General features: G+C 65.8%; 10 protein-coding genes and 1 tRNA gene. 3 read left to right on the top strand and 8 right to left on the bottom strand.

The genetic code is table 11. The features are described from left to right. Nucleotides 1-61: 61 nt before the first annotated feature. From ACN26Y_RS28820 to ACN26Y_RS28840, 5 genes are all read right to left on the bottom strand, one after another. Nucleotides 62-910: a hypothetical protein gene (locus tag ACN26Y_RS28820; RefSeq protein ID WP_422733927.1), complete on the bottom strand. Its 849-nt coding sequence runs from the start codon at nt 908-910 to the stop codon at nt 62-64. 467 nt (nt 911-1,377) lie between these two features. Then, the gene (locus ACN26Y_RS28825) at nt 1,378-4,881 is read right to left on the bottom strand and encodes a DEAD/DEAH box helicase (RefSeq protein ID WP_422733928.1); all 3,504 of its coding nucleotides are present in this window, start codon (nt 4,879-4,881) and stop codon (nt 1,378-1,380) included. Beyond that, on the bottom strand, nt 4,871-5,635 hold the full coding sequence (locus ACN26Y_RS28830; RefSeq protein ID WP_422733929.1) for a Hachiman antiphage defense system protein HamA: 765 nt from the start codon (nt 5,633-5,635) through the stop codon (nt 4,871-4,873). The genes ACN26Y_RS28825 and ACN26Y_RS28830 overlap by 11 nt, the downstream gene beginning before the upstream one ends. A 1,067-nt stretch (nt 5,636-6,702) precedes the next feature. Next, nucleotides 6,703-6,900: a hypothetical protein gene (locus tag ACN26Y_RS28835; RefSeq protein WP_422733930.1), complete on the bottom strand. Its 198-nt coding sequence runs from the start codon at nt 6,898-6,900 to the stop codon at nt 6,703-6,705. Nucleotides 6,901-7,257: 357 nt separating this feature from the next. Further along, a complete protein-coding gene (locus tag ACN26Y_RS28840; RefSeq protein ID WP_422733931.1) occupies nt 7,258-8,037 on the bottom strand; it encodes a TauD/TfdA family dioxygenase in 780 nt (259 codons plus the stop codon). Between the two features lie 161 nt (nt 8,038-8,198). Between ACN26Y_RS28840 and ACN26Y_RS28845 the strand changes: the two genes are divergently transcribed. Next, entirely contained in the window at nt 8,199-8,612 is a 414-nt protein-coding gene (locus ACN26Y_RS28845) for an NUDIX hydrolase (protein WP_422733932.1), read from the top strand. Nucleotides 8,613-8,745: 133 nt separating this feature from the next. Beyond that, nucleotides 8,746-9,885: a helix-turn-helix domain-containing protein gene (locus ACN26Y_RS28850; protein ID WP_422733933.1), complete on the top strand. Its 1,140-nt coding sequence runs from the start codon at nt 8,746-8,748 to the stop codon at nt 9,883-9,885. Nucleotides 9,886-10,233: 348 nt separating this feature from the next. Here the strand turns inward: ACN26Y_RS28850 and ACN26Y_RS28855 are convergent. Together ACN26Y_RS28855 and ACN26Y_RS28860 are read right to left on the bottom strand one after the other, a co-directional pair. Further along, a tRNA-Val gene (locus ACN26Y_RS28855) sits at nt 10,234-10,308 on the bottom strand. A 50-nt stretch (nt 10,309-10,358) separates the two neighbouring features. Continuing rightward, entirely contained in the window at nt 10,359-10,916 is a 558-nt protein-coding gene (locus tag ACN26Y_RS28860) for a TIGR02611 family protein (protein ID WP_422734983.1), read from the bottom strand. 294 nt (nt 10,917-11,210) lie between these two features. On the opposite strand from ACN26Y_RS28860, the gene ACN26Y_RS28865 reads away from it, so the two are divergent. After that, a complete protein-coding gene (locus ACN26Y_RS28865; RefSeq protein ID WP_007457244.1) occupies nt 11,211-11,642 on the top strand; it encodes an SsgA family sporulation/cell division regulator in 432 nt (143 codons plus the stop codon). 149 nt (nt 11,643-11,791) lie between these two features. Here the strand turns inward: ACN26Y_RS28865 and ACN26Y_RS28870 are convergent, their stop codons facing one another. Beyond that, nucleotides 11,792-12,568, bottom strand: coding sequence for a glucose 1-dehydrogenase (locus tag ACN26Y_RS28870; RefSeq protein WP_155333233.1), 777 nt, complete (start codon nt 12,566-12,568; stop codon nt 11,792-11,794). Nucleotides 12,569-12,664 lie beyond the last annotated feature (96 nt).

The raw sequence follows: 12,664 nt of genomic DNA on the forward strand, positions 1-12,664 counted from the left end.
CGGGATCGCCGCAGCAACCCTCGTCCGAACGCGCCAGCAGAGACGTCGCCGGTTCCGACCGTCAGGAAGGCCTGACGCGCGTACCGTCGCCCGGTTCACGCTGCGCGCCGATGATCTTGCCGAGTTGGACCACCAAGGCGCTCTCTCCGGCAGTTGCTGGCGCTACCTCCAGTTCCGGCGTGCGGCCGGCCGCTAGCTGCTCGTGGGTGATTGTTACCGCCGAGCCGTCCAGCTCCAGCGACACACGCTCAGGTACTACTCGCGAGCGATCCACATGCTCGTCCAGCCGATCAGCCCAAGCCCGCATCGCCTCGGCCGTCGCACGAAGATGCCGCGCCTCTTCCGCGCTCATCTCGGGTCCCCAGGACTCAAGCGTGGCACCCAGCACACCCGGTACCTTCTTTGGCGCAACCTTCTCCTGAGTCTGCGGTGTGCCCGCGACGACCTGCGGCTCCGCAGCGCTAACCTTCGGCTCAGCCGCTGCGGCTTGGCGGCGAGCTTTTCGAGCCTCCCGGAGCTTCTGCAATCTCGCCGTGCCGTACGGGATCATGCGTTCTTTCACGTATGGGATCGCCCGGTCTTTGACCAAGCTCTCGGCGCGCGGCGCGGCCCACTCGTAACCTTTGACCAGCCCCCATCGGACGAACGCCTGAAGCGCCTCTTTGTGCTCGTCCGACAACTCGAACTGTCGCCGATCGTGCTCGTACCTGCTGGTGGGCTCCGTGTCGTGGGATGGCGCGCCAATGTGAGCCGCCAAGTCGGCTTTAGTTGCCATTCTGAAGGTAACTTCACCGCTTTTACGTGAGCTGCCCAGCTTATGAGTAGAAGCACTAAAATCGCCCGGATTCTTCTTCGAGTTGAACGGCTCTTCCCCGTCGAGCCACCTGACCACCGCTAGTTCCTCAGTCATGCGTAGTCCCCGCTCTCGCTGAACTGTTCACACTTGCGCGCCCGACGCAACGCGCGACCCGCCAATCACCGATGGTCTCAGGCCGTTGGCAATCCGTACACTCGGTCTCGCATGCGTCCGTGACGACGACAAAGGCGGCCTGCACAGTTGCCGGCGCCTTCACGCAAGTCCGCTGGAATGCCCCACCGCGGCGAGATCCCTCTTCAAGCTCCAACTACACGTCCCGACATGATCTTCGGTGCGGGTGCCACGCTGGGCGAACTGGCGCCCGACGGCTGTTCGCTATCCGCACCGAACTGGGAAACGCGCTGATCAGGGGCCCGCGCCGTTCGGGTCGACGAATTCGGTGACCGTTCCAGGTCCATCCCGGCCGGACGGCTCGTGCTCGTGGGACGGCTTGATCGCGTGTCATCGTCTCAGTCGACTGTGCGTTGCGCTCGGCGGGAGCCGATCTGCCAAACGCCTGTTTATGCGCCAGTGCTCGGTGCCTTCGGCAGTAGATCTCCCGGGCCACGATAGTGCAGACGGATGCCGGTGTCAGTGCGGTGCCGGCGGGCGCGCAGGACGCCTTGCCGTTCGTGATCGAGGAAAATGCTTGCCTCGCCGAGGAGGTCGAAGCCTGTAGACCAAATGTTGATCTTTCCTGGGGTGGCGTCGGTAATCCGCAGCCATGTGTCTGGCTCGGGGGCGGCCCCGTACCAGGTGACTTCCTGCACGTCCTTGCTCTGTTTGCTCCAGCGGCGGGCGCGGCGTGTTCGTGACGGATTGACGAACGCTTCCCATGCTGACCGTGACTCGGGTGTTGGCCAATCCGGGTTGAGGGCGTGCTCTGGGTCGAGGTTATCGATCCACTGGCGCATGCCGTCCGTCGAATCGAACGTGGCTTCGGTGCTCGTGACCGCTGATATGGCTGCGAGACGGTGGTCGAAGCCCGTGCGGATGAGGATTGAGGCGGCCTGGTTGAAGGTTCCCGTCTCGATCGTGGCCACCGCCGAGCCCGACAAGGTGTCGGCGTCGGCGTTACTCTGGGCCGCTTCGTACACCTTAGCGGCTTCCATTCCCCAGACCAGCCGGTAGATGAGGTCGTCCTCGATGAACTGGGCCACCTCGACACGGTCGCCGGGAACCTCGCTGAGGGCCGATCCGCGTACCCAGTGCCGTAGTACGTCGTCCCAGTTGGCAAGATTCGTTTTCGGCTCGAAGACCTCCATCGCGAATACGGTTTCGGCGATCAGCACGACCAGGTCAGCGGCTGTTGCATGATCCTCTTCGAGGATGGCGGCTTCGGCCTGGCCCGCGAGGGCGATGATGCGACCGGATACCTGGGAGAGTTCGGAACCGCCCTCTGCCCCCAGTCCCGCCAAGAACCATCCGCGGCGCTGGGACGGTGTGGCTGTCCGCCACAGGTGCCTGGTCCGGCTGTAGACGAGTTCACGCACGGCTGCCGTTTTGATGTCCTCGTCGCGGCGGAGTTGCCGGTCCCACAACGAGTCGCGGAGGGCGTCGGCGACGACCTGGGTCGCGGCGTCGGCGATAACGTCCTGGTCGCCGTCCCCGACGATGCTGAGGATTCCAATGTCGAGAAGTTTGAGGTTCTCTCGCCAGCTTACGGCTGCGGCTTCCTGCACCTCAGCTGCCTCGTGTGTCAGTACAGGCAGAGACCAGTCGGGGCCGCCGGTGAGGTATTCGAGTAAAGGCTCAACCGTGGTTAGCCCTTGCGAGCGGTACATCCTGCGCAGCAGGGCAACACCGATTTCGATCAGTCCCGACTGGAGGTCCTTTCCGCCGTCTCCTTGCGTCAGTTGGAACCACTCACGGCGGCGTCCTGGTGTCGGAGCGAAGATCGGGTAGAGCACGAGTCCTTCCGTATCGACGAACGCCCGGCCGGCGCGGCCGATCACGTTCGCGAACTCGGAGCTTTTGATCAGATCCTGGCCTCGGTGTAAGCCGTGAAAGAGCACCGCGGAGGCGGACAGGTTGAGTCCTTGGGCGAGAGTGGGCGAGGCGATGGTGACCTTCAGGATGCCGCGCTGCAAGAGACGTTCAATCTCGCGGCGGAAGGGGCCGGGCAACGCGCCGTGGTGAATGGCCACGCCGAGCTCAAGACACTTTAGTATGGGGTGGTAGCCGCCGAACCACTCGGCGCCCACCGCTAGCGCATCGCTCAGGTCGACGTCGGGCGGCAGCAAGGATCTCACGAGGCCTCGTGCGTGAAGATCGACGATCGCGCGGGCGTAGGGCTCGACGGATTTACGCAGGGGACAGAAGACCAGGATGGTCTGGCCTTCCTCGACCAGCCGCCACCCGGTGGCGATGACGTGTTCACGCTGGTCTCTCGGGAACATCTTCTTGCGCCGTCCGCTTGGCTTCTTCTCCTCGAAGTAGTGTTCGATGAACGGCTGCTCCGTGCCGAGAGTGATGGACAGCCTCGCATGGTCTCTGCGCCACTCGACGAGGCCGAAGCGCTGCTGCGTTGGGCGCCACGATTCGCGGTGCAGACCGTCCGCCTCGTCGTCGGTAATCCACGCGACGAAGTCGTCGAGCTCGGGCCCGGAGGGAAATACGGCCGATAGGCAGAGAATGCGACGTTCCGAGGCGTCCGGACGGCGCAGCAGCCGTTGGATCTGGGCTTCGTAGCGGACCTCACGCTCGGAGGCCCCAATCATGTGCCCCTCGTCTAAGACGACCAGGCCGACGTCGTCGAGCAAGGACGGGTCCGATCGAAGGGCGAAGTCTAGCTTCTCGGGGGTCGCCACGACGATCTCGCTGGAGCGCAGGGTGTCCTCGTCGACGTCGCTGGTTCCCATGCTTCCGTAGAGAGACGAGACCCGGATGCCCAGCGGAGTAAACGTCCGGGCAAGGATGTGCTCGGTTTGCGCGGAGAGCGCTCGTAGCGGGGTGACGTAGACCGTACGCCGCTGTTGCGCGAGACATGCCAAGATCGACAGCTCCGCGATGCGGGTCTTGCCGGCGCTGGTCGGCAGCGCGACGACGAGATCCCGTACGTCCCGGAAGAGCCGGTCGACGACATGCAGTTGCGAGGGCCATAAGTCGATCTCGGCGCGCTCCCGTGCCAGCAACGACGCGACGAAGGTCCGCCGCAGGTACCGCCACCGCTTGACACGGTCGGCAGCCCCGGGCGGCGGATCGCTCGGAATGTTCGTCTCTAGGCTGGTATCGAACAGGCCACCCAACAGATGCCGAGTGAGCCGGTAAACCCACCACGGCCCGGGGGCGCTCACGTCCGAGGACGCCTGCTCGCCCTCTCGCAATTCGGCGAGAGCATTCTCAAGCAGGGCTCGGTTGCCGATCTCGATCGCGAAGAGCCCAGCCGCGGCTGCCGACAGGTAGTTCTCGCTCAGTAGGAGGACAACGGCGCCGATCTGCTCGGGCGGTGTCTCGTCATCCACCTCGCTACCCACCGGGTTGAGAGCTGCCAGCAACGCCCCGTCGGAAACTTGATCTGACGATCGCAGTGACAGGGTCCGCCGCTCGATGGAGCCCAGGTTGCGCATGAGCAGGTCTGCCAGCGTCTCCTCCATCTGAGTCAGCCGTTCCGACTGCCGGCTGATCTGAATCAGCGAGAATGCTCGCGCGGCGAAGCCACCAAGGTGACTGGCCGCGCCAGCAACAAGACGGTGAAACGCCAGATCTGCCCCGGAGGCCGCGTTCCGGGTGGCTGCTTCCAGGGCGTAGGAACTCTGGATGAATCCCTGCTGCGCGAGGGCGACCTGCTCGGGCGAGTCGTTCTGCGCGATCTCCAGCAACTCAAGACTGGTCGATAGCAGCGCGTACCCGTAGTTGAGCAGGTCGGCGTCCAGGAAGGAACTGAAGTTCGGTGCGTCCGGAGGCAGGATGCCGTCGCGGCGAATCATCGATTGGGCCTGGCCTTGAGCCAGAAGCCGATTACGGAAGCCAGCGTCGGTGGCCGAGGTCAGGATTTCTACCAGTTCCTGCGTCTCACGGGCCACCGGCGGTCACCTTCTCGTAGGCTTCCTGGATGAACTGCTGGTGACCTTGGACCCGGAGCGTAATCGTCAGCTGCGACACGGATCCCCGGTAGGATTCGAGGTCCGCCGTCACGTACTTGCTCGGGTTGTTGCTCGTGAAGAGGAACATCAGATGATGGACGTCCTCGGGGCGGACGCCCTCGCCCAGCTGCAACGCGAGCACAGCGTCCCCGACGTCGCTGTCGGCCGTGGACAGAAGCCGCTCGGCAAACTGGGCGAGAGACTGCGGTGATGGCAGCTCTCCGTTGCGCGACAAACCGTCGCGCGCCTCGGCGACGGTGTCTTTATACAGCTTGGCGCGGCTCTTGGCCTCCGCTTTGATGATGCGTACCTTGCCGTCAGAATCGAACTTGGCTCCGAGCGCGTCGTCGCCTCTCATGGCCCATTCCTGGTGGTCGCGGTCGATGAGCCGGCTCGGCCCGACCACGCACCCGTGCTCCTCGTGAAGGTAGGCCGTCGCAAGGATCTCGCCCATGTCACCGGATCGGGCGCTGGCTGAGGTGGGAAGCTTGTTGCGGAGGAACTCTGCGACGGCGTTCTTACCCATGCGCTCGGCGATGCGCGCGAGCGAGCCGGACTTCGCGTACGTATTGGGTAGACCGGCTGCGATCGTGGTGACACCCGTGGCGTCGTCGTGTGACTCGATGACGCCGGCAAGGTGGCCGCCGGTTGGTACCGGTGTACCAATCGTGCACCATCGCCGAAAATCCGACATGTCGCGAGGTTCACGCATCCCTGTCCGTGTCCAAGCTTCAGGAGACAGACTGTATCGAGCCGACGAGGGGCGCGGCGAGTCAGCCTGTCGACCTGCTCGACGAAGATCTTGCTCCGGCATACCGGGTTATCACAGAAGAACCGGCTGCGTCTTCAACAGGATCCGCACCAGCCGCCCTCCAGCGGCGCGTGGGTCAACGTCCGTCGATGCCGCGAATGAACTCGGGACGACGACCTCAAGCAGGCAGGGCATAGGCCTTGATCGCCGCGTTCCGCGGACCGGCCGCCTGACGACTCGGCGTCTCCGCCGACCAGATACCGTATGCCTTAGGTTGTAATGACAGTAGCTCTGAGTGACGATGCGCGTGGGTGGCGGCGAGCCGGCGATGCTCCTGGGTGCTCGGCAAGGGACACAAATGGATGGAACAGCAAGTGGTGTGCAGGCGGACGCCGAACGAGCTTAGGTTTAGAACTCGCCGGGCTGCTGGCCCAAGCTCTCACAGCCCCGTAGATTGACGCGGCGCGGTAGCTTCGCCGGATCTCGGCAAGGACACGTCGGACCGACCGAAGCGTGGTTTGAGCAGGAATTACGCCCGTTTTGCTGATCTTCGGCAAGCGAGCATAGCAACGCGCGTGTGCGACCCACTAACGTGACAACAGAATAGGAACCCGCAGGTAGTGAGCCTCTGGATACAGATAGAGCGTCGTCTTAGGAAACCGTTGCTCAATCCCCTGGGCCACGAGGGCGCGAGACCCTAGCCTACCTGCCAGCGGTTACGCCACAAGCGCCCAGGAGTGTCCTCCCGCGTCCTCCGGCATCGGGGGTGTGCGGCCCCGGGGTTGTCACCGCAGCCACCCCAAGAACCGGTGATGGAGTAGCCCAGCGGGAGCCCAGCCCATGTCCTGGCTTGCAGCAACCATGCAGGACCCCATGTACAGGGCGAGGGAGACGGGAGCGCTATCGAACTCGGCTCGCAGCTCGTGGCGTCGTGTGCGGCAGGGCCATGGGGCACCGCACCCGGCGCAGGTCCAGATCGGCAGGATTGGTCCATGCGTGGTCATCACGCCTCACCCGGCCAGTGCCCTCGTCTGATCAGGTATGCGGTGTCTCGATCGGCAGGGCAGTCCACCGATCGGCGGGTCGGCCGGATGTTCCTCCGCCACGTCGGCCGGCAACTTACGCGCCAAGGTCAAGGTGTTGTAGGCGACCTGCTTAGCCGACATCGTCTCTGATTGCCGCCAGCGGGTTTCCTGAAAGAAGGTCACGTCGCGCTCCTCCTGCTGGTGGTTGCATACCTCCGCCTCATGGCAGCGCTCTTTTGGGCCGCGCTTCGCTGCCTTAGGGCACCGATGCCGACCGGCGAATTGCCTCGACGGCTATGGACGAAGATTTCTCGATTGGCGCATTTCGGCCTGCTTGGCAGATTCGGCGCCTAGCAGCTGGGTGCATTCCGGGCAGCTTAGGGATGATCCGCAGGTGCGGCACCATTGCAGCGAGCGCTTGAAGGTGAGCAGTCCGGCGAGGAATCCGAGTACAAGCGCTGCGCTGACGGCCGCGATCGAGGTCATGTTCATGGCGCGCCTTTCAGATTCCGATCGTCGACAATCGTTGATTCGGTTTAGTCAGGTGCGCGCAGTGCCGGCGGGCGGGGATGCCTCTGCTGGTCTGAAACCACTCGGTAGGGCGTCGGTGGATAGCGGATCACCGATGATGCGCAGCATGAGGCGGTTGCCGGTGAACCGGGTTCTGCCGTGGAGCCAGCGGTCGTTGAGCAGGATGTAGCCGTGCCCGTCACGTAGGTCAATTTGGATGGCCTGCTGCTGGACAAGCGTGCGAAGTCGGTCGATATATGGCACGAGCATCGGCGCGAAATGTACAACCTCGTCGATGCGCAGCCGGATGGTTATCCGGCCCTCGGTGGTCTGCTGAAAGACCGCGCCGAGGCGGCCGGATCCTCCGCCGAAGTATGCGGATCGGGGCGTGGACAATGCTGCGAGCATGGCGGGTTCGGTGCGGGCGATCTCGTCGTAGAGGTCGCGACCGTCGACCAGAATGCTGCGTCCACCGGTTTCTGCCGATCGAAGACATGCCAGCATCAGGACGCGCGGTGGTCGGCATACGGCCGATCCTTCCGTGTGCGGCCAGAGCTCGCGGTTGGTGAAGCCCGTGAGGCTGGTTCCGTCATTGGACAATGGCCGCTGGGCGATGGTGGTCACTCCGTCGGAGTCGCTGTCGCGGTGTACGCGGATTGTGATCAGGGATCGGGCCGCGCCGAGCAGCTTGTCACGCTCGATTCCACCGTGTAAGAGGACGATTCCGTGTGTGGTGAGGCCATTCAGGATGCGAGCGGTGCTGTCCGGGTCGCGCAAGTCCACGTGGGGCAGGTCGCCGATGTCGCGCATCTGGTCACCTCCGCCGGACTGGGTTGTCGGCGTTCACCATGGCTGCACCTACCGGGTGGATCAAGTGACGGATTGTCAATGCCGAGGCGCCCGATGGGGCGCCATGACCGTGCTACGTTCCGGACACTCGAGGTCTTGCAACAGTGGAGGGAAGCGGGCCGATGAGCTACCAGCCGCACCTGTTCCCCGTCTCGGTCAAGGGCGTCGTGGTCCGCGATGGAGGCGTGCTGTTGCTACGCAACGAGCGCGATGAGTGGGAGTTGCCGGGCGGGAAGCTGGACCTCGGTGAGGAACCGGCCGAGTGCGTGGTCCGGGAGATCGTTGAGGAGGTCGGCTGGCAGGTGACATGCGGCGCCCTGCTGGACGCTTGGCAGTACCACATCCGCGACGGCGTCGATGTCCTGATCATCACGTACGGCTGCCACGTCGGCACCGATGCTGACCCGGTCATCAGCCACGAGCACAAGGAATTCGGCCTGTTCACCGAGGCCGAGGTCGCCGCGCTGCGCATGCCGGACGGGTACAAGAGGTCCATCGCGACCTGGTACGCCAAGCTCAGTAGCCGAGTCATGTAGGCGGCCGACGATGCGGTGCGGCGGTTGCGGGGCGAAGGTCGGCCGCTGGAGCGCGTCGCCGCTGTGCCCGGCTTGCCACGCCATCGCCGGTGCTCCCCTGCCAGTCCCTGTCCATCGCCGGGGAGGCGCGGCCATGTGGCTGTGGACCAGCGACTCCGCACGGGCCGCCCTGGCCAGCGGTGATCTCGCGGTCATCATTCGCACCTACCGGGCCGCGACCGGTGTAAGCCAACGGCGTCTGGCGGAGTTGCTCGGCTACGACCCAACGTACATCTCGATGATCGAAACAGGGCGGCGGGAGATCAGTGATGTCGCGGCCCGGCTACGTATCGCCCGCCACCTCGGCCTACCGGCGCACACGCTCGGGGTCAGCGACCCCGACGACGCCGACTTCACCGCGATGCTCCAGTTCGGCGAGTCGACTATCCGCCTCGCCGCGATCGCACGACAATCCGGTCACGGCGCCGAAGCCGTCAACGAGCTCTGGCCGCTGGTCACCCGCCTCGAAAGCCGGGTCGCCGACGGACACGTCGAGCGGGACGTGATGCTCCTGCTCGCCCGCGCCCGCGCCGAACTCGGCGTCTCACTCGGCTATGTCTTGCCCGAGGAGCGCCTGGTCAGTGCCGCCCGCTGGACCAGCCGGGCACTGTGGCTGGCCGAACACCTCAACGACCAAGACCTGCTCGCCTTCACCCTCCGGGTACACGGCAACGAACTACGCAAGGCCGAACGGCCCAAGGCCGCCGTTGCCCGACTCCAGCGATCAGTGGAACTCGCGCCTGAATCCGACCGAGGCGCGGCCCTGGTTCAGCTAGCCCGCGCCGCCGGCGAACTCGGCGACCCCGCCCTGTTCGACCGCGCCATCACCGACGCTTGGCGCCTGGTCGACGCCAACCCCAGCACAGGGCTCACCAGCCTCCACGCCCTCCATGAAGTGCACCTGCGCGGGCTGGTCCATACACGCCGACCCGACCTGGCCACCGACCTGCTCGATCACCACCGTATGTCCACCACTGCGATACCACCGCAATGGCAGGCCATCCTCCACGTCACCACCGGCGAAGTGCTCCTAGCCCGCGCCGACACATCCCAAGCCGAAACGGCGTTCCAGGCTGCCATCGCCATCGCCGAGGAACACCGCCTGCCACACCAGATCCAACGCAGCCTCCGGGCCTGCACATCGCACCTACCCGCCGTCGGGGAACTCGCGCGCCAATCGCTGGAAAGGCTCCGCATCCCCGCGCCCTACCCCACGGGCACGCAGGCCCCATGATCAGCATCACGCCGGTCGCCGCGGTGACTTTTCAATGGACCGTGGACGGTGGGGCCAGCGCCCAGCCAGGGAGGCAACAGGCGGTACTCCGGCGCCATTTGCCGCTCTATGAGCATCTGAGAGGTTGAGGACACGTTCGCCCACGGCATGCTCGTCCACCCGCTAGCCCGGGGCCGGAGCTGATCCTCCGACCCCCTAGCGCCATGGCTGCCTCGCTACGCACAGGCAGGAGACGGCGGGCATCTATCCGACGTCCCTGCTCCCAATCTGCTCCCAATTTAAGGGGCGACAGCGCGGAAGCCCGTTACCGGTGGTTCCGGTGACGGGCTTCCTACCTGCCTATATTCGTGGTGGGCGATACTGGGATCGAACCAGTGACCTCTTCGGTGTGAACGAAGCGCTCTCCCGCTGAGCTAATCGCCCTCAGCGCCGACGACTCTACCTGATCGCCGGCACGGACCAAAAACCGGCCCTCAGTGCGTCGCGAGGTAGTGCAGGGCCCGGGCCACCACGTCGATGCCGAGGCTGTACTTGAGCGATAGCCACACGATGGTCGACACGAACACGAGGCCGACGCCGCCGAGCACGAACCGCACTCCGAGTGACTGGCGCTTCACCCACTCGGTCCAGTTGTGGACGTGCCGTCGCGTGAAGGTGAGCAGCCGTCGCGCCCAGTGGAACTCGACCGCCCAGATGCCGAGGCCGGCGATCACCAGGAGCCAGCCGGGCCCGGGCAGGGGGATCAGCGCCAGTCCGATTGTGACGACGAGCGCGCCGGCGATGGCGATGAAGATCTTGAGGGCCACCCGGCCGGTGGGGTTGGCCCGGATGAGCGCGAGGGTGGTGGACACCCGTTGCCGCCAGCGCGGCCGTTCCCGCCGGGTGACGACCGCCGCCCCCCCGGACGGCCCACCCTTGTCCCGTGCCGGCCGACCGGGCCGGTCACGCTGCTCGTTCGGCACCCCGTACCCCCGCTTTTCGGCTGCCTTGAGCGCGACGTTCGGCGCGTTAGGCAGCGTGACCCGATCCACTGAGGATCGCTTCGTCACCATTTCCTCCCCCAGTGTGGCGCGCGCCCGTCACTGCAACCGTGGACTGGACGTTACCGGAGTAAGTCGACGTCTGAACCACCCGTTGCCGGGCGGCACCGCGGACTGGGTAGAAGCGGAAATCCTACAAGAATCTTCACATTCTCGAGGACGTTCCGATCACCTTCCCACCACTGGGTGAAGTCAGCGTATGGCGGAGCGTAGCTAGGAGCAGCACCTGAGTATGGGAAAAGCGGGACACGCGCGTTCCGCAGCGGTGCCGGGGGGAGAACGTCCATGAGTGTCATCCGACCGACGACCGTAGAGGTCGAGACGTCGCTAAGGCTCGTCGCACCTGACGCCACGGCCTTGCCGGTGCGTGCAAGTCTGCGTTACGACCCTGCTGACCCGTATGCCGTCCATGTCCTGTTCCATGCGGAATCGGCGGGCGGCGAGGCGGTCAGTTGGTCGTTCGCCCGGGAACTGCTGGTGACCGGCCTCGACGAGCCGGCCGGCATCGGCGATGTGCGGGTCTGGCCGTGGGCCACCCCGCGCGGGGACTTCGTCGCTCTGGCGCTGTCGTCCCCGGACGGCAACGCCCTGTTCGAGGTGCCGCGGAGCGTCCTGGTGCGCTTCCTGCGGCGGACCTACGTCGTCGTACCGCGCGGCCGTGAGGCCGAGCACCTGGACGTCGACACGGCGGTGAACCGGCTGCTCGCCGGCCGCTGAAAAACCGGAACAACCGGCCACAACGGGGCCGCGCGGATCTGCCGAGTCCGCGCGGCTCCGGCTTGCCTGGACGTACGCGGACAGCCTCCCGCCTGCGGCCAGGCGGGCCTGTTCCGTGCGCGCAGCCGGCCGCTGCGGCGACGGGGCCCTCAGCCGTGCGTGGTGATGCCGCCGTCGACCGGGATGACCGCGCCGGTGAGGTAGGCACCGGCGCGCGAGGACAGGTAGATGGCGGTGCCGGCCATGTCCTCCGGACGGCCGATCCGACCCAGCGGCACCTGCTTCTCGATCGCGGCTCGGGACGCCGGGTCGTCGAGCGCGAACGCCATCATCTTGCTCTCGAACGGGCCGGGCGCGATCGCGTTCACCGTGACGTGCTCAGCGGCGAGTTGATGGGCGAGGCTGCGGGTCAGCATGTGCACGGCCGCCTTCGTGGCGGAGTACGCGTACACCTCCATCCAGGGCACCCGGATGCCGTCGATCGAGCCGATGTTGATCACCCGGGCGGGGTCGTCGGCGGTGGCGGCGGCGCGCAGCGCCGGCAGCAGCGCGGTGGTGAGCCGGAAGACGGCCTTCACGTTGACCGCCCACAACTTGTCGAACGCGGTCTCCGGGTACGCCTCCAGCGGCGCCCCCCAGGTGGCGCCCGCGTTGTTGACCAGCACGTCCAGCCGGTCGTAGCGCTCCCGCACGGCGGCGGCGAGCGCCTCGGCGCCGGTGTCGGTGCCCAGGTCGGCGGGGATCGCCTCGCAGTGCCCCTGCGTCGACAGTTCCTTGGCGACCGCCTCGCACACGTCCGCCTTGCGCGAGGAGATGACCACGCGCGCGCCGGCCTGGACGAACCCTTGGGCGATCATCAGTCCGATCCCCCGCGAACCGCCGGTGACCAGGACCGTCTTTCCCTCGACCGAGAACAGATCCGCCATGCCCATCCTCTCGCGATACGCCCCTACCGTCCGGTAACGTAACCGCCCCCACCGGCCCCGACAACCCCAACCGTCCCACCGCGCCGCCCACCCACA

The sequence above is a fragment of the Micromonospora sp. WMMD558 genome (assembly GCF_049315255.1).
In the GTDB taxonomy this organism is placed as follows: Bacteria; Actinomycetota; Actinomycetes; order Mycobacteriales; family Micromonosporaceae; genus Micromonospora.